This window comes from Pedococcus sp. (assembly GCF_036554925.1).
Lineage (GTDB): Bacteria > Actinomycetota > Actinomycetes > Actinomycetales > Dermatophilaceae > Pedococcus_A.
The window spans coordinates 1-16,790 of the sequence record NZ_DATBMI010000184.1 but is presented as its reverse complement, the minus strand read 5'-3'; the positions used below and the strand labels follow the sequence as shown (position 1 = coordinate 16,790).

The 16,790-nt window shown below is 71.8% G+C and carries 17 protein-coding genes; 8 read left to right on the top strand and 9 right to left on the bottom strand.

Annotated elements, in window-relative coordinates; all coding sequences use genetic code 11:
• On the bottom strand, positions 1 to 890 hold an 890-nt coding region (locus VIB11_RS14380), incomplete at its 3' end, for a DnaA ATPase domain-containing protein (protein ID WP_332031941.1).
• Between the two features lie 424 nt (positions 891 to 1,314).
• Between VIB11_RS14380 and rpmH the strand changes: the two genes are divergently transcribed.
• From rpmH to VIB11_RS14340, 8 genes are all read left to right on the top strand, one after another.
• Positions 1,315 to 1,452, top strand: coding sequence for a 50S ribosomal protein L34 (gene rpmH, locus VIB11_RS14375; RefSeq protein ID WP_013885212.1), 138 nt, complete (start codon positions 1,315 to 1,317; stop codon positions 1,450 to 1,452).
• Positions 1,453 to 1,462: 10 nt separating this feature from the next.
• The gene (gene rnpA, locus VIB11_RS14370; RefSeq protein WP_332031939.1) at positions 1,463 to 1,834 is read left to right on the top strand and encodes a ribonuclease P protein component; all 372 of its coding nucleotides are present in this window, start codon (positions 1,463 to 1,465) and stop codon (positions 1,832 to 1,834) included.
• The gene (gene yidD, locus VIB11_RS14365) at positions 1,831 to 2,091 is read left to right on the top strand and encodes a membrane protein insertion efficiency factor YidD (RefSeq protein ID WP_332031937.1); all 261 of its coding nucleotides are present in this window, start codon (positions 1,831 to 1,833) and stop codon (positions 2,089 to 2,091) included. The genes rnpA and yidD overlap by 4 nt, the downstream gene beginning before the upstream one ends.
• Positions 2,092 to 2,172: 81 nt before the next feature.
• A complete protein-coding gene (gene yidC / locus VIB11_RS14360) occupies positions 2,173 to 3,222 on the top strand; it encodes a membrane protein insertase YidC (protein ID WP_332031935.1) in 1,050 nt (349 codons plus the stop codon).
• An 88-nt stretch (positions 3,223 to 3,310) separates the two neighbouring features.
• Complete coding sequence (locus VIB11_RS14355; RefSeq protein WP_332031933.1) at positions 3,311 to 3,949, top strand: protein jag; 639 nt, start codon at positions 3,311 to 3,313, stop codon at positions 3,947 to 3,949.
• Between the two features lie 32 nt (positions 3,950 to 3,981).
• On the top strand, positions 3,982 to 4,698 hold the full coding sequence (gene rsmG, locus VIB11_RS14350) for a 16S rRNA (guanine(527)-N(7))-methyltransferase RsmG (protein WP_332031931.1): 717 nt from the start codon (positions 3,982 to 3,984) through the stop codon (positions 4,696 to 4,698).
• A gap of 633 nt (positions 4,699 to 5,331) precedes the next feature.
• A complete protein-coding gene (locus VIB11_RS14345) occupies positions 5,332 to 6,357 on the top strand; it encodes an AAA family ATPase (protein ID WP_332031929.1) in 1,026 nt (341 codons plus the stop codon).
• Positions 6,358 to 6,419: 62 nt separating this feature from the next.
• Positions 6,420 to 7,712, top strand: coding sequence for a ParB/RepB/Spo0J family partition protein (locus VIB11_RS14340; RefSeq protein WP_332031927.1), 1,293 nt, complete (start codon positions 6,420 to 6,422; stop codon positions 7,710 to 7,712).
• A 198-nt stretch (positions 7,713 to 7,910) separates the two neighbouring features.
• Here VIB11_RS14340 and VIB11_RS14335 read toward each other — a convergent pair whose 3' ends face one another.
• From VIB11_RS14335 to VIB11_RS14300, 8 genes are all read right to left on the bottom strand, one after another.
• Entirely contained in the window at positions 7,911 to 9,089 is a 1,179-nt protein-coding gene (locus VIB11_RS14335; RefSeq protein ID WP_332031926.1) for an N-acetylmuramoyl-L-alanine amidase, read from the bottom strand.
• Between the two features lie 206 nt (positions 9,090 to 9,295).
• Complete coding sequence (trxA, locus tag VIB11_RS14330) at positions 9,296 to 9,622, bottom strand: thioredoxin (protein ID WP_332031925.1); 327 nt, start codon at positions 9,620 to 9,622, stop codon at positions 9,296 to 9,298.
• Positions 9,623 to 9,675: 53 nt separating this feature from the next.
• Positions 9,676 to 10,698 carry a thioredoxin-disulfide reductase gene (gene trxB / locus VIB11_RS14325; protein ID WP_332031923.1) on the bottom strand — a complete coding sequence of 341 codons (1,023 nt, stop codon included), beginning with the start codon at positions 10,696 to 10,698 and terminating at the stop codon, positions 9,676 to 9,678.
• Between the two features lie 165 nt (positions 10,699 to 10,863).
• Complete coding sequence (locus tag VIB11_RS14320) at positions 10,864 to 11,601, bottom strand: hypothetical protein (RefSeq protein WP_332031922.1); 738 nt, start codon at positions 11,599 to 11,601, stop codon at positions 10,864 to 10,866.
• An 88-nt stretch (positions 11,602 to 11,689) separates the two neighbouring features.
• Positions 11,690 to 12,262 (bottom strand): RNA polymerase sigma factor SigM, encoded by a 573-nt coding sequence (gene sigM, locus VIB11_RS14315; RefSeq protein ID WP_332031920.1) that lies wholly within the window; start codon positions 12,260 to 12,262, stop codon positions 11,690 to 11,692.
• A gap of 13 nt (positions 12,263 to 12,275) precedes the next feature.
• On the bottom strand, positions 12,276 to 14,243 hold the full coding sequence (locus VIB11_RS14310; RefSeq protein WP_332031918.1) for a hypothetical protein: 1,968 nt from the start codon (positions 14,241 to 14,243) through the stop codon (positions 12,276 to 12,278).
• Positions 14,244 to 14,288: 45 nt separating this feature from the next.
• Complete coding sequence (gene murJ, locus VIB11_RS14305; RefSeq protein WP_332031917.1) at positions 14,289 to 15,947, bottom strand: murein biosynthesis integral membrane protein MurJ; 1,659 nt, start codon at positions 15,945 to 15,947, stop codon at positions 14,289 to 14,291.
• Positions 15,944 to 16,790, bottom strand: an 847-nt coding sequence (locus VIB11_RS14300; RefSeq protein WP_332031915.1) for a DUF6049 family protein, incomplete at its 5' end; no start/stop codon positions are given. The genes murJ and VIB11_RS14300, both read right to left, overlap by 4 nt.

Below are 16,790 nucleotides of genomic sequence, written 5' to 3'. Positions count from 1 at the left end.
CGCTCCTCGAAGCCGGAGAGCAGCTTCGGGGGCAGGTCGCTGGTGATGACGACCTGCTTGTTGGCGTTGTGCAGCGTGTTGAAGGTGTGGAAGAACTCCTCCTGCGTCTGCACCTTGCCCTGCAGGAACTGGATGTCGTCGATGAGCAGGACGTCGACGTCGCGGTAGCGCCGCTGGAAGTTCGAGGCCTTGTCGTCGCGGATGCTGTTGATGAAGTCGTTGGTGAACTCCTCGGAGTTCACGTAGCGCACCCGCACGTTGGGGTAGAGGTTGCGCGCGTAGTGGCCGATCGCGTGGAGCAGGTGGGTCTTGCCCAGCCCCGACTCGCCGTAGACGAACAGCGGGTTGTACGCCTTGGCCGGCGCCTCGGCGACCGCCACCGCCGCCGCGTGCGCGAAGCGGTTGCTGGCCCCGATGACGAAGGTGTCGAACGTGTACTTCGGGTTCAGCCGGGTGGCCTCGGCCTCGGCGACACCGACGAGGTCCTCCGGGCGCGGGCGGCGCTGGGCGAGGGTGTCGAGCTCGGGCTGCGGCGGGCCGGGCAGGGCCGGCGCGGGGAGCGCCGGCTCGGCCAGGTGGAGCGGGCGCGTCTCGAGACCCGTGGTGAGCTCGCTGTCGTCGCGGTCCAGGGAGGAGTCGACCGTCACGGCGAGGCGGACGTCGATCCCCAGCTGGGAGGACAGCGCGCGCGTGACCTGGTCGCGGACCCGGGTCTCGACGACATCCTTGGTGAAGTCGTTCGGGACCTTGACCAGCGCGGTTCCGTCGAGCAGGCCCACGAAGCGGGCGAGGCTGAGAAAGGCGCGCTGCTGCGCGGGGACGCCGTCGGCATCGAGCGCGGTGAGGGTGTTCTGCCAGATCTGACCGTAGTTCAGATCCGCATCTGCCACTTGGTCACACCCCTGAGAAAAGTCGTCGTTGCCCCGCTCGGCGAGAGGCCATTGTGGGCTGTCCACACGCTTATCCACAACCTGTGGGTTATGCCAGACGGGGCGCCGACGGGGACGCTAACAACAGCGTGACGAGCCCGGCAACCTGATCGTCGAAATTCGTCACGCCCGAGCACAAGAATTCTCGACGACCCCCGCGTGTCATCCTGCTGGCGGATGTCCGCAACTGGTAGAGGGCGTGCGCGAGTGCTGGAACCGGCTGTGGTTTGACCCTGTGACCCGCGCTCGCGTACCGTAGACGCGGCCTTGTCGGCCGTTTTCGCATGCCCGTGACCCGCTCGCGGGCTTCCGATTGCGGCCGATGACGGCCCACCACCGCAAGCACTCGCGGACCACCCGGGTCCGTCCAGTTACGGAGATCATCGTGAGCAAGCGTACTTTCCAGCCCAACAACCGTCGCCGGGCCAAGACCCACGGCTTCCGCCTGCGCATGCGCACCCGTGCGGGCCGCGCCATCCTGGCTGCCCGTCGTCGCAAGGGCCGCTCCGAGCTCTCCGCCTGAGGTCCCGGGCGTGCTGCCCGCGCAGCACCGGCTGCGTCACAGCGCCGACTTCGCGGCAGCGGTCCGAGCAGCAGGAGGAGCACGATCGGGCTCCCGGCTCATCGTGGTTCACGCCAACCAGACCGACGCGCGTGCGGGCCACCCGCCGCGGGTCGGTTTTGTTGTCTCCAAGGCCGTCGGCTCAGCGGTGGTCCGCAACCGCACGAAGCGGCGGCTGCGCGCCCTCGCACATGAGCGCCTGGGTGTCCTGCCCGCAGGAACGGACGTCGTCATTCGCGCGAATCCCGCTGCGGCGCAGGCAGATTCGGCTGATCTCGGGCATGAGCTCGACAGGTTGCTGGCCCGAGTGATCGAGCGGTTGCCGTCTGCGAGGGCCTCGTGAAGACTGCGCAGAAGGTCGCGGCCTTCCCGCTGGTGGCGCTGATCGTCCTGTACCAGCGGTTCATCTCCCCGATGCGCCCGCCGACCTGCCGGTACTACCCCTCCTGCTCGCAGTACGCCCTCACCGCGATCCAGCGCTTCGGCCCGATACGCGGAACCTGGCTGGCCGCCCGTCGGTTGCTCAGGTGCCACCCGTGGTCACCAGGCGGGGTCGACCACGTGCCCCCCGCAGCGGCAGCCCCTGGCCGCCCCACCTGACGTCTCGCCGGCCACGCGGCACACCGCCCGATGGCCGGCACCACTGGTGAGCCGACCGCTCACCTTCACACAGAGGACAGCATGGACTTCTTCACTTCGCTGATCTACCCGTTCGAGTGGCTCGTCGCCTGGATTCTCTACGGCTGGCACACCCTCTTCGACACGATCGGCCTCGACCCCGCCTCCGGTGCGGCGTGGGTGCTCTCGATCGTCGGCCTCGTCGTGGTCATGCGAGCGGCGATGATCCCGCTGTTCGTCAAGCAGATCCACGCCTCCCGCCGGATGCAGCTCATCCAGCCGGAGATGCAGAAGATCCAGGCGAAGTACAAGGGCAAGACCGACCCGGACTCCCGCCAGGCCATGACGCAGGAGACCATGGACCTGTACAAGCGGACGGGGACCAACCCGTTCAGCTCGTGCCTGCCGATCCTGTTGCAGTCACCGTTCTTCTTCGGCCTCTTCCAGGTGCTGAACGGGCTCGAGGCCATCGCCACCGGCGCGAAGGACCCGATTGGCCCCATCACGCCCGAGGTCGCTGCCCAGGCCGAGCAGTCGACGCTCTTCGGGGCCCAGCTCTCGGACACCTTCCTGAGCGCGGACAGCACGGCGACGTACATCGTCACCGTCCTGCTCATCGTGCTGATGTCGGCGACCACGTTCACCACGCAGCGCCAGCTGATGATGAAGAACATGCCGGCCTCGGCGTTGGACAACCCCTTCGCCAAGCAGCAGAAGGTGCTGCTCTACCTGATGCCGATCTTCTTCGCGATCTCCGGCATCAACTTCCCGATCGGTGTCCTCATCTACTGGTCGGTGACCAACATCTGGTCGATGTGCCAGCAGTTCTACGTGATTCGCCGCATGCCCGCCCCGGGGTCGCCGGCCGAGAAGGCCATGCAGGAGCGCCGGCGCAAGCGGGGCAAGCCGGTGGAGGACTTCACCGTCAAGGGCCTCGACGCCACCCCCGCGGACGACGCGCCGGACGCGAAGACGGGCGGGCAGCGCCAGCAGCCCAAGAGGAACAAGAAGAAGGCCAAGGGCGGCCCTGCCAAGCCGGGAGGCAAGCCTTCCCAGAAGCCCACCCCCGGCGACTCGCGGCCGCCGCAGCAGGCCAAGGATGCCAACAACTGACCTCACAGCCCGCTGACCTGCGCAAACGCGCGAAGCGGGCGCAGCGGGTGGCCCTGTCGGGCCTCCCTGATTCTCGCAAGGAGAGCACATGACCGAGCACAACGGGAGCACCCCTGTCGCGGCCAGCGACCCGGCAGGCGCCAGCACTGGCGCCCTCGCGACCGAGGCCGGCGGCCCGGCCGACGCAGGTGGCGTCGCGCCGGCCGGGCAGGACCCGGTGGCGACCGAGACGGACCAGGCTGCCACGCGGGGCCGCGGCGGACGCGACCTCGAGCGTGAGGGGGAGGTCGCGGCGGACTTCCTCGAGGTCCTGCTCGACATCGCGGACCTCGACGGCGACATCGACGTCGATGTCGACGGCGACCGTGCGGCCGTGGCGATCGTCGACTCCGACGAGGGGCGCGTCCCGCGTCGTCTGGTGGGCCCCGACGGCAAGGTCCTCGATGCCCTCCAGGAGCTGACCCGGCTGGCAGTCCAGTCGGCGACCGGTGAGCGCAGCCGGCTGATGCTCGACGTCGCCGGCTACCGCGCCGAGCGCCGGGCCGCGCTGGTTCGCATCGCCGAGGAGGCGATCGCCGAGGTCAAGAGCTCTGGTGCGAAGAAGGCGCTGGAGCCCATGTCCGCCTTCGAGCGGAAGGTGGTTCACGACGCGGTGCTCGAGGCGGGTCTGACCTCCGAGTCCGACGGCGTCGAGCCCCACCGCTTCGTCGTGGTGCTGCCCGCCTGACGGCGGCTCGCCGCGTTTCACGTGAAACCGCGATGACCGAGAGTCACGAGACCACTCCAGCCGAGGGGCCGCCGGCAGCACTGCCGGCGGCCCCTCCGGCTGCAGCGGCAGTGTTCGGCGACCGTCTCGATGTCGCCACCGAGTTCGCCCGGATCCTGTCCGACACGGGGGTGAGTCACGGGCTCATCGGCCCTCGCGAGGTCGAGCGGCTGTGGGACCGGCACGTGCTCAACTGTGCCGTCGCGCAGGAAGCCTTCCCGGCCGGTGCGTCCATCATCGACGTCGGCTCAGGAGCCGGGCTCCCGGGGCTCGCCCTGGCGGTCGTGCGACCCGACCTGCACCTCCACCTCGTCGAGCCGATGCTGCGACGCACCACCTGGCTGGCGAGCACGGTTGCCGAGCTCGGGCTGGTGAACTGCGAGATCCACCGTGGTCGCGCCGAGGAGTTCCACGGCAGGCTGAGCGCGCCCTACGCCACCGCGCGGGCCGTCGCGCGCATCGACAAGCTGGCACGGTGGACCTTCCCGCTGCTGGAGCCTGGCGGGACCCTCGTGGCCCTCAAGGGGCAGCGAGCCGCCGAGGAGCTGGAGGAGGAGCGGGACCGCCTGACCCGAATGGGCATGGTGGACGCCGCGATCCGCACCTATGGAGCGAGTCTCCTCGAGGTTCCGACCGTGACCTTGGAGCTGCGCGTCGACACTGGTCAGCGCCACTCCCGTCCCGGCAGGAAGACACGGCGCCGCCCGTAGCCTCCCCGGTTTGGTGCCACCGCCCTCGTACGGTTGGATGGCGACCATGCGCGACGAGGTGACGGAGTGACACAGACGCGGGAACTCACGCGGGGGCTCGGTTGGCCCGCGCTGACGGGGGCCACCACCAGTCCGCTCGGCTGGCCGGCAGAGGACCGCGTTTCACGTGAAACCAGCACGGTGCGCGCCGGACTCGACCTGGACGGGAACCCTCTCGGGCCCATCGCAGCGCCGGAGGCCAAGGTGGCCCAGGCGGAGGTCGCGGCGAGCGGCCCTGCAGCCGAACCCAGCCATGCCGAACCCAGCCATGCCGAACCCAGGCACGCCGAACCCAGCCATGCGGTGACCCTGCCGGAGCCGTCACCCACCACCCCGCCGGCGGGTGCGCTGCCGAACCACCACGACGCCATTCCCGATGGTCACGTCTCCGACGGTCCCATTGCTGGGGGCGCCGCCTCTGATCGGGTCGCCACCGACGGAGTCGGCCCCGCGGGCTCTGCCCCCGACCGGACCGCTTCCCACGATGCTGCGTCGACTGTTTCGCCACCGGCTGACCCCGCCCCGTCACCGGCTTCGGCCACGGTTGGGCTCGAGACCCCGGGATCCGATGCGGCCCCTGCCCGTGTCGCGGTGATGTCGGAGGGGGTGTCCGACGCAGCCACGACGCAGGGTCTCGTCGGCAGCGCGGCGGCGGCCGAGGAAGCGTTGGCCGCCGTCGTTTCACGTGAAACGAGCGAGCGTGAGGTGCTGGCGGCCTCCCTCCCCGACGCGGGAGAGGACACGCCGCTGGCCCAGGCGGTGGCCGCGGACGCGCGCAAGCGCATCGCCCTCACCGGTCGCGTCTTCCCCAAGCCGGCGACCACCCGGGTGATGACCGTGGCCAACCAGAAGGGCGGCGTCGGCAAGACGACGACCACGGTGAACGTGGCGGCGGCGCTGGCTCAGGCCGGGCTCACGGTGCTGGTGATCGACATCGACCCGCAGGGCAACGCCTCGACCGCGCTGGGGATCGAGCACCACGCCGAGGTCCCCAGCATCTACGACGTGCTGGTCGACAGCGTGCCGATCGCCGACGTGATGCAGCGCTGCCCCGACATCGACCGCCTGTACTGTGCTCCAGCCACCATCGACCTGGCGGGCGCCGAGATCGAGCTCGTCTCCCTGGTTGCACGTGAAACCAGGCTGCACAAGGCCATTGCCGCCTACATCGCCAGCGCGGAGTCGGCTGGGCACCCGGTGCCGGACTACGTGCTCATCGACTGTCCGCCGAGCCTCGGCCTGCTCACCGTAAACGCGTTCGTGGCCGCCGAAGAGGTGTTCATCCCCATCCAGTGCGAGTACTACGCCCTCGAGGGCCTCTCGCAGCTGCTCAAGAACATCGAGCTCATCAAGAGCCACCTGAACCCGAGCCTCCATGTGTCGACCATCCTGCTCACGATGTACGACGGGCGAACCCGCCTGTCGGCGCAGGTGGCCGAGGAGGTGCGCGCGCACTTCCCGCAGCAGGTGCTCCGCACGACGGTGCCTCGCTCGGTCCGCATCTCGGAGGCGCCGAGCCACGGGCAGACCGTCATGACCTACGACCCGAACAGCAGCGGGGCCCTGTCCTACCTCGAGGCGGCCAGTGAGCTGGCCGACCGTGGCGCGGCAACCGAGTGACCGCGGGCGAGAACCCTTCCACCCTGACCACCACAGCAACAGAGACAGAGAGGCCACACCACATGAGCGAGAAGCGTCGCGCGCTCGGCAGAGGGCTCGGCGCCCTGATCCCCAACGCACCTGCGGGGACGGGAGCCGCCCGACCGGTCGACGTCTTCTTCAAGGACAACTCCGCGGCTGAGCAGGCCCGTTCGGGGTCGGCTGCCACGGGGACGGGTGTGCTCGACCGCGGTGCCGGAGCGGACACCAGTCAGGACACCAGTCAGGACACCAGTCGCGACACCGGCCTGGCCGCGGGTGGGGAGGCCCAGGACAACGGTCACGGGGCAGGCCACGCGGTGCGCGGGGCGACGGGCGACGCCCAGCACGGAAGCGGCGAGAACGGTGGCGCCGGCAACGGGGCCGGTGGCTCGGCAACGACGGGGGAGCAGGGGGGCTCCGGCCACACCGCAGGTGAACAAGGCGGGACCGCCCGGCCGGACGGTCGGCCTGCTGCCGCTGACGACTCCGTGACGCAGGAGGGTCTCGCCCCCGTCCCCGGCGCGTCGTACGCGGAGATCCCCGTCGGGGAGATCCGGCCCAACCCTCGCCAGCCGCGCAGCGTCTTCGACGAGGACGACATGGCCGAGCTGGTGCACAGCATCCGCGAGATCGGGGTGCTGCAGCCCATCGTCGTGCGTCCGGTCCCCGCGGACGGTGATGGTGAGGCGCGCTTCGAGCTCATCATGGGCGAGCGCCGCTGGCGCGCCACCCAGGAGGCCGGCCTCGAGGCGATCCCGGCCATCGTCAAGGAGACCGACGATGACGACCTGCTGCGCGACGCCCTGCTCGAGAACCTCCACCGCAGCCAGCTCAACGCCCTCGAGGAGGCGGCGGCCTACCAGCAGCTGCTCGAGGACTTCGGCTGCACGCACGACGAGCTGGCCGGCCGCATCGGACGGTCCAGGCCGCAGATCTCCAACACGCTGCGCCTGCTGAAGCTGCCGCCGTTGGTGGCGCGCCGTGTCGCCGCCGGGGTGCTCAGTGCTGGACACGCCCGCGCGCTGCTCGCTCTCGACGACGCCGCGGCGATGGAACGACTGGCCCAGCGCATCGTGGCCGAGGGGCTGTCGGTCCGCAGCGTCGAGGAGATCGTCGCGCTCGGCGGGGACCAGGAGCGGACCAAGCCGCGACGCCCACGGGCGGGCTCGCGCCACCCCCAGCTCGACGACCTCGCGGCCCGCCTGTCCGACCGCTTCGACACCCGGGTCAACATCGCGCTCGGCCAGCGCAAGGGCAAGCTGACGGTCGAGTTCGCCTCGGTCGAGGACCTGAACCGCATCGTCGACCTGCTCGGCGTGGACCCACGCAGCTGACCCCGCATATCACCGAAGGCATGCACAGATCGACGTTGGTCTGGTCAGGGCGGCACCGGAGGCGGCAGACCCGCTGCAGTGTGCCGACTGTGACGAGACCCCCATCTCATGAGTGAGATGGGGGTCTCGTGGTGGGCCGGCGTGGCGCCGTCGCGTCAAAGGCCGGTAACGGTGGCCGCCATTGGGGTCGGGCCGGCGTCAGGCGCGCGCGGACAGGTAGGCCCGCAGGTCGCCGAGCCGAAGCACGCCGGTCTGGTTGGTGTCGTCCTCACCGAGGTAGACACGCTGGAGGCTGACCAGAACCGCCTCGGCGAGGGTGTCGCGGAAGGCCGGGTCGGCGAGCAGTGCGGCGTCCTCCGGGTGTGAGAGGTAGCCGGCCTCGATGCGGACGGCCGGCATGGTCGTGCGCTGCAGGAGGCTCCAGGAGCGGCCGTGCGATCGGCAGTTGCGCAAAGGGGTCCGCGCGACGATCTCGCGCTGGAGCAGGTCAGCGAGGTGCTCGCCGACGGGAGACCAGGAGCTGGCCCGGTCGCGGCCGAAGAAGAAGGTGGCGACGCCGGCTGCGTCGACGTGGTCGTGGGAGTCGCAGTGCAGCGAGAGGACGACATCGGCCCCGGCCTGGTTGGCGATGCCGGCCCGCTCCTCCTCGCTGGGGCACGTGCTCTCGGTGCGGGTGTAGACGACGTCGACACCGATGGCGGTGAGTCGCCCCTCGATGCGGCGGGCGAGGTCGAGCACGACGGCCGCCTCGGTGAGCCCGTTGCTGGTGGCGCCCGGGTCGTCCCCGCCGTGCCCCGGGTCGAGGACCACGGTGCGCCCGCTCAGGCTGTGCCCTGCACGCCGCACGCGCTCGCGCTCACGGAGCAGGGTCGACGACCCGCCCGAGACGCTGCGCTGGAGGTCCGTGAACGCCCGCAGGGTGTCCGGGCCCACGGACCCGTCGCCCGGGAGGCCATAGGCGCGTTGGAAGGCTCGTACCGCGTGCTCGGTGGTCTCACCGAACCAGCCGTCGACTCGACCAGCGGCGAAGCCCAGGGTGTTCAGGCGCTCCTGGAGGCTGCGGACGTCCTCGCCGTGCTGGAGGTGCCCTGGTGTGTGCACGAGGATGCGGTCGCCGAGGGCCCACCGGGCTCCGTCGATGGCGGCGAAGGTCTCCGGGCCCACCACCCCGTCGGCGATGAGGCCGTGCTGCTGCTGGAAGGCCCGCACGGCGCGCTCGAGCGGCTCGTCGTAGAGGTCGGACCGGACCTCGGCGCCCTCGAGGCCCGCGCGGTCCGCGAGCTGACCCTCGGGCAGTGCGATCAGGCGTGCGCGCACGTCGGCGACGGCCACGCCCTCGCTGCCACGGCGCAGCAGTCCGGTGGTGCTGTGGGACACAGGCCCTCCTGAGCAGGGGATCCGCCCGTGCGGGGCGGTGCAGGGGTGGGGTCGAGCCTAGGCGAGGGGTGCCGGAGCGGCAAAGGTGCCCGCGTGGCGCGCCGAGGCACACCCGACGGGCTGACCCTCGCGCGTCACGCAGAGCCGGCCGCCCCCGAGGACGGGAGCGGCCGGCATGTGCACTGCGGGGTCGCGGCGAGGGGTGCTCAGCCGAGGTAGTCGGAGAGCTCGCGCACCAGCTTGGGCTTGGGCAGCGCGCCGACGAGGGTCTTGACCACCTCGCCCTTGACGTAGACGTTGAGCGTCGGGATGCCGGTGATGCCGTAGCGACCGGTGATCTCGGGGTTCTCGTCGGTGTTGAGCTTGACGACCTCGATCTTGCCCGCGTGCTCGTTCGCGAGCTCCTCCAGCACGGGCGCGACCGCGCGGCACGGACCGCACCACGGTGCCCAGAAGTCCACCAGGACGGGCTTGTCGTTCATGAGGACGTCACTGTCGAAGGTGGCGTCGGTGGTCTCCTTGGTGGCTCCCACGTCGGGGGCTCCTCTCGTCCGGTGGTTGGGGTCGTGCGGGTGTGCCGGGTGGTTCAGACGGTAGCCGTGGCCGGTGACACCACGGGGTCGGCGGAGTCCTCGGCGGCACCGCCGCGGGCCCGCTCGGCATCGTGGTCGAGGTCGGCCAGGAAGCGCTCGGCGTCCAGCGCCGCTGCGCAGCCCGAGCCGGCGGCGGTGATGGCCTGGCGGTACGTGTGGTCGACAAGGTCACCCGAGGCGAACACACCGGGAACGTTGGTGAGGGTGCTGCGGCCCTGCACCAGCACGTAGCCCTCGTCGTCGAGGTCGACGACGCCCTTGACCAGCTCGCTGCGCGGGTCGTGGCCGATGGCGACGAAGACGCCGGTGACCGCGAGCTCGCGGGTAGCCCCGGTGACGGTGTCGGTCAGCGTGACGCCGGTGACCTTGGCGTCGCCGTGGATCGCGGTGACCGTGCTGTTCCAGGCGAAGTGGATCTTGTCGTTCGCGAAGGCGCGCTCCGCCATGATCTTGGAGGCGCGCAGCTCGTCGCGGCGGTGCACGATCGTCACCGACCGGGCGAACTTGGTCAGGAAGGTGGCCTCCTCGACCGCGGAGTCCCCGCCGCCGACGACCACGATGTCCTGGTCGCGGAAGAAGAACCCGTCGCAGGTCGCGCACCAGCTCACGCCGTGGCCGGAGAGGCGCTTCTCGTCGGGCAGGCCGAGCTCGCGGTACGCCGAGCCCATCGAGAGGATGACGGCGTGGGCGGAGTAGGTGTTGCCCTCCGAGTCGGTGACGGTCTTGACCGGACCGGTGAGGTCGACGGCGGTGACGTCGTCGGTGACCAGCTCGGCGCCGAAGCGCTCGGCCTGGGCGCGCATCTGCTCCATGAGCTCGGGGCCCATGATGCCGTCCTTGAAGCCGGGGAAGTTCTCGACCTCGGTGGTGTTCATCAGGGCACCACCGGCGGTGACGGCACCCTCGAAGAGGAGCGGCTTGAGGTTGGCCCGGGCGGCGTAGACGGCCGCGGTGTACCCGGCGGGACCGGAACCGATGATGATGAGGTTCCGGACGGCGGACACGTCAGTGCTCACGGGATACAGCCCCTTGTGGTCTGGATGGGTCGACACCGCAACATACGGTGCCGTCTGCTCCAACCGATCGTAGGGCCTCTTTGTTCCTCGCCCGCACCGGCAGGCCGGGACACGCGGGCGCGGGGCGCCAGCACTGTCGGCGGGCACTCGCCGGGTGCCGAACGGTCAACCCACAGGCGTGGGACCGCTCAGCAGAGCGGGGGTGCCCGACGTGCAGTGCCGTTGCACCGCGTAGGCCGTGTGGCCGGTGTCCGTGGTGACCACCAGCACCGCCGCCGGGGCCCCGTCGAACGTGCCCAGGTCGGCGGTGACCTGCGAGAAGGTCTCATCGGTCAGGGCCGCGAGGCAGGAGAGCACACCCTGCTCCGTGGCGATCGGACCGAGCGAGGGCGACTCGGCGGCCCCCGGCGACATCGGGGCGCCGGGGCTGGCGAGCATGTCGGTCGCCTGCCCGGCGAAGGCCGCCGTCGAGTACGCCCGCTCGCTGTGGTGGACCGTCACCACGATGCGCCCGGAGCCGCGTGCGCCGTTCGAGGGGCTCGGCGCACCCTCGGCCGAGGTGTCACGCCCCGCGCCCGCGGACGAGTCGTTGCCGTTGCTCGAGAGCAGGCCCGCGACGTCGGCCGCGGGGGTGTTCGACAGCAGGGACGCGCCCCCGAGCCCGAGGACGACAGCGGCGGCGGCGGCGATGCCGACCGTGCGCCAGAGCGGCCGCCGCCGCGGCGCGAGGTGACGCACGTCCGCGCGGTGTTCCCGCTCGGCGGCGATGCTCGCGGTGATGCGGGCGACCAGGTCGTCCGGCATGGGGCCGGGGTCGGGGAGCGAGCCCAGCAGGGCACGGACGCCGGTGGGGTCGTCGTCGGGGAGGGGCGAGCCGGGCTGGTGCTCGCGTGGCGTCACCACGACAACAACCTCCTCGCGCGTCGGGAGCCGGCCCTGGGTGCTGGTCGGGGGGCTGCGCTCCGGCAGCAGGACTGACACTCGTACGACGTCACGAGGGCTCCGAAGGTTCCGCGACCCCGGCGACGGAGGGCCCGAGCATCACCGCGAGAGCCGTCCGACCGCGGGCGCACCGGGACTTCACGGTCCCCTCCGCCACCCCGAGCACGGCGGCTGCCTCCGCCACGGAGAGCCCGTGCATGTCGACCAGGACGAGGGCCAGACGCTGCCCCTCCGGGAGTCGGCCCAGGGCCTCGCGCACGTCGAGCCGGGTCTCGACCTGCCCGTGGGCGTCACGACCGTCGGCGAGCTCGCGCTCGGGGAGCGTCGTGGTGGGCCGGTCCCGCCGCAGCCGGTCCAGGCAGGCGTTGACCACGATCCGGTGCAGCCACGTGGTGACGGCCGCGTCGCCGCGGTACGAGTCGGCGCGGCGGAAGGCCGAGATGAACGCCTCCTGCACACAGTCGGCAGCCAGCTCGGGGTTCCGGGTCGTGCGCAGGGCCAGGGCCCACATGCGGTCGCGGTGGCGGCGGAAGATCTCCCCGAACGCGTCGGGGTCGCCGGCGCAGTGGCGGGCCATCAGGTCGCGGTCGCTGACCTCCCGCAGCGGCTGGTCCTCGGCCACGGCGCGCCCCTCCTCAGCGGAGGGCGACCTCGGCGAGCGTCGCCCGGAAGCGTCCGTCGCTGACCTGGGACACCTTGGTGAACCAGACGATGACGTACTGGCCCGAGGCGTCGGGCTTGGCGTTGGTGAGGGTGATCGGCCCCTTCTTGCCGGTCGACGAGCCGATCTCGGTCGCCCCGTCGACCTGCCGGTTCTCGGCGAGGAAGACCGTCACGTCGGCGACGTCCGGGAGCGCGATGGACACCTCACGGACCTTCGCGGGCTGGCCGAGGTCGAGCAGCACGCCCACGCCGGGCTTGAGGCCGCCGAGGTTGGCCGAGGCGTACCCCTCGGAGCTCCAGAAGGAGGACGTGTTGCCGTCGTAGACGCGGCCGGCCTCGCTGTTGCGCTCCTTGCCGTCGCCCTCCGGGTCGAAGCCTGTGGCGCGGAGGATGGCCAAGGACTCACCGGTGGTCTCGGCGCTGGACGAGGACGGCGTGGGCGTCGGCGTGACCGTGGTCGGGGCCCCGGTGACCGTGACCGTCGGGCGCGGGGTGGCGCCGGAGAGGTCGATCCCCTCACCCGCCCCGATCTGGGAGACGCCCCAGAAGCCGACCAGGGTGGCCAGCGCCAGGAACCCCGCCACGATGGCCATGACCAGCTTGGACTGGTCGCGGGTCGGCGAGTCCGCGGTCTCGGGCGGGAGCATCGGCAGCGGGGGCTCGGAGTCCTCGTACCCCTCGCGAAGGGCGTCGTCGAGGGAGACGCGGCCCTGCTGCGCCTCGGCCTCCGCCGCGGCACGAGCGGCCCGCTTCTCCGCCGCCTTGTCGGCGGCGGCCCGCGCGAAGCTGCCGACCCGGCCGGCGGCGACGCCCGCCGCGTGTCCGGCTGCGTGCCCGGCAGTGCCGAGGGCCGTACCCACGGCACCCGCCACGACGGCAGCGCCGCCGGCGGCTGGGGCACCGGGTCCCGGCGCGGCCTCCTGCTCGGCCGGCGTGGCTGCACCCGCCGTGTCGGCGGCGTCGGCAGCCCCGGCTCCGGCAGCCGTCGCGGGCGACAGGGTGCCGCCACCGGCCGCCGCGCCTGCGGCCGGGACCGGGGTCCGCTGGGTCGAGCCGGCAGCGGGGATCTGCACGGTCGCCTCGGTGCCCTGGGCAGCCCTGGCCGGCAGCGGGAGGGCGAGCGTCGGGTTGGTGACGCCCTCGGCCGGCAGGGGGCGAGAGGTGCCACCGAGGCCGCTGATCTGCGACGAGGACCACGGCGCGATCTGGGCGGCGAGGTCACCGGGCGTGAGCGGACCCTCGTCGTCGTTCAGCGTCAGTCGGCAGATGGCGTCGAGGTCGCCGGGCACGCCAGCTGCGATCTCCGAGGGGGCGGGGACGCCTCCCACCACGTGCGGTGAGGGCTCCAGTCCCAGCACGCGGTCCGGAAGCGGCCAACGGCTGGTCAACGCGGCATACGCGATGGCGACGACGCCGATGGCGTCCACCCGGGCGGCCTCCGCGGAGTCCAGGTCGTCCACGCCCGCCAGCGCCGCCGCGGTGGCGAGGCCGGAGAGCTTGACGGCACCGTCGCCGGTGCGCAGGACGTAGGACGGCGTGAGCCGGAGGTGGTGCAGCCCACGCCCGCGGGCCGCCTCGAGCCCGGTGGCCACCTCGCCCGCGATGCGGCGGGCCTCCTCGGAGGGCAGGCCTCCCTGCTCGAGCAGGTGCGTGACGGTGTGCGCCTCGTGCAGGGCCTCCTCGACGAAGAAGGCGATGTCGTCCGAGCGGCCGACGTCGAGGATGCGCACCAGCCGGTCGTGGTCGACGCCGGCGGCCCGGCGAGCGGCGTCGAGGGCTGCGTCGGCGTTGGGGTCGTCGGCGGCGAAGCAGACGATGACGACCTCACGCTCGAGCGTCGTGTCGTGTGCCGACCACCGCTCGGCGCGGGGCTGCTGCGCGAGCCGGCGCCGCACGGCATACCGTCCGCCGAGCACGGTCGAGGGCCCTACGCCATGCACGCGTGCCTCCTCACTGCGGTCCGTACGGCTGAGTGCGCGATCATCCTAGGCCGTGCCGCCGGGGCCGGGACCACGGCGCGCGCGGACCCGGCGCAGCAGGGGGTCGAGCAGCTGCCCGACCTCGGGTACCCGCAGCACGTGGGCGAGGGGGAGGAAGACCGCGAAGAGGACGCCGAGGCCCACCACCAGCTCCACGAACGCGCCCCACCAGGTGAGGTGGCCGGTGTCCAGCGTCGGCAGGGCGCGCTCGAGGACGGTGACGACACCGAGGGTCACGGCGCCGGCGACGAGGGCCGCCACCGCGAGTCGCACGTACATCCGCACCGTCGACCGCAGCCGCAGAGGCCCGAGCCAGCGCCGCAGCAGGACGAATCCGACCACCGCAGCCGTGAGGTTGGACACGGTCTGCCCGAGCCCGACGACGATTCCGGTGGTCTGCGGGTCGACGAGCGCCGCGAGGAGGTTCACCACGGTGGCCACCGCGGTGACCACGAGCTGGAGGTAGAACGGGGTCCTGGCGTTCTCGAAGGCGTAGTAGACCCGCTGCACGAGGTAGAGCCAGCCGAACGGCACGGCCCCGAGCATCATCGCGACCATCACGCCGGCGATCGCCTCGGTCTGCTCGGGCGAGTTGCCGGGGAACGCGACCCTGACGGCGGCGTTCCCGAGGATGACCGCCGCCACGGTGCCCGGCACGAGGATGACGGCCGGCATCCTCAGGCCGCGGCCGAGGTCCTCGACGACGTCGGCGCGCCGCCCGGTGTGGGCGGCCTCGGACATGCGGGTGAACAGCGCGGTCACCAGCGTCACCGTGACCAGTGAGTGGGGCAGCATGAAGAGCAGGAAGGCGATCCCGTAGGCGGCCTTGCCGGCACCGACGACGCCCTGTTCAGCCATCAGGTCCCCGGCGCGGGTCAGCACCTTCGCGGTGACGATGAAGCCGAGCTGGCTGACTCCGATGGCCGCGAAGGTCCACAGCGCGACGCGAGAGGCGGATCCCAGACCCACGCCCCGCAGGCCCCACGCCGGTCGGTAGCGGAACCCGATGCGGCGCAGCGGGATGAGCAGGACGAGGGCCTGCAGGGCGACGCCGACGGTCGGCGTGCCGGCGAGCAGCGCGATCATCCCGGGGGTCCACTCCTGCACCGGGACCTCCGTGCCGTAGAGGGCACGGAAGAGGAGGTAGCCGCCGATGGCGACGACGTTGGCAAGGGCTGGCGCCCACATGTATGCCGCGAAGCGGCCGTGGGCGTTGAGGACCTGGCCGAGCAGGGTGTACAGCCCGAAGAAGAGGATCTGGGGCAGGGTGATGACCGCGAAGGCGGTGGCGAGGTCGAGCGCCTCGGCATCCCACCGAAGCGAGTACAGGCGGACCAGCCAGGGGGCCAGCGCGGTGACGACGACCGTCGCCCCGGTGATCAGGGCGAAGGAGACGGTGAGCAGGCGGTTGACGAACTCCTCACCGCCGTCCTCCATGGTGCGCGCCTTGGTGATCTGGGGGACGAGCACCGCGTTGAGGACCCCGCCGGCCAGCAGGAGGTAGAACTGCGTCGGCAGCGTGTTCGCGGTGTCGAAGATGTCGGCGACCAGGCCGATCCCGAGGACGGCGGCCAGCGTGGAGGCGCGCACGAAGCCGAGCAGTCGCGAGACCACCGTCCCGGCGGCCATGACCGCGCTCGTCCGGGCCAGGCTGGTCTCGCTCATCGGGCTCCCTGTGCGGTGGTCGTGGGTTCGGCGGCGTTCACCGGTGCGGGCCGGCGGCGGATGGACCGCCAGATGCCGAGCAGCAGGATGACCCCGGCGACGCCGCCGAGGGTCCAGTACACCCAGTCGCCGGTCGGGGTGACGCGGACGACCACGTCGGCGCCCTGTCCGATGACCGTGCCGTCCTGGGTGGTCAGCGTCGTGCGGATGGGGACCAGCCCGGCGGCGAGGGTGGTCACCCCGACGACGGCGGTGGCCCGGCTCTTGGGCCCGATGCGCAGGAGATCGGGCTGGCTGTCGATGCGGAGGCGGGGGTTCGCCGGCTCGAGCGTCAGCTTGACGTTCTCGACCGCGACGTCGAGGTCGTTGGTCACGGTGATCTGCAGCCGTCCGGTCTCGGCCAGGAAGTTGATGTTGCTCCGCGACACCCTGATGCTCGACGTCGTCTCGCGGGTGGCGGCCTGGATCCCCGCGCTGAGCCGGGCCCAGCCGGCCGGGGCTGCTCGCCACCGGCTCGAGGCCAGCTGCTCGGCGGCACGCCCCCAGGTGCGGGCGAATGCGTCGCCGTCGTCGCGGATGAGGGCGACCCCCCGGACCGTGTCCAGGCTCTGCTCCAGCGACTCGACCCGCCGCTGCGTGAGGAGCGGGCGGCTCTCGGAGTAGGGGTCGGCGGGCGGTGGGCTGGTTGCCGGGGTGCCCGGCGACGACGTGCCCGGCGACGGGATCGGCGTGGGCCGGGTGCCGACCTCCTTCGGCATCGGCACCGCCTTCTTGGCGTCAGCCAGCAGCGTGTCGGTCGTCACCGGCTCGAGCCAGGGGATGGACGCGGCGGTTTCGAAGAAG

Bases quoted from the DNA above. Each gene is read 5' to 3' on its own strand.
- yidC (WP_332031935.1), top strand. From the start codon at position 2,173: ATGGACTTCTTCACTTCGCTGATCTACCCGTTCGAGTGGCTCGTCGCC.
- VIB11_RS14355 (WP_332031933.1), top strand. From the start codon at position 3,311: ATGACCGAGCACAACGGGAGCACCCCTGTCGCGGCCAGCGACCCGGCA.
- rsmG (WP_332031931.1), top strand. From the start codon at position 3,982: ATGACCGAGAGTCACGAGACCACTCCAGCCGAGGGGCCGCCGGCAGCA.
- VIB11_RS14345 (WP_332031929.1), top strand. From the start codon at position 5,332: ATGTCGGAGGGGGTGTCCGACGCAGCCACGACGCAGGGTCTCGTCGGC.
- VIB11_RS14340 (WP_332031927.1), top strand. From the start codon at position 6,420: ATGAGCGAGAAGCGTCGCGCGCTCGGCAGAGGGCTCGGCGCCCTGATC.
- murJ (WP_332031917.1), bottom strand. From the start codon at position 15,947: ATGAGCGAGACCAGCCTGGCCCGGACGAGCGCGGTCATGGCCGCCGGG.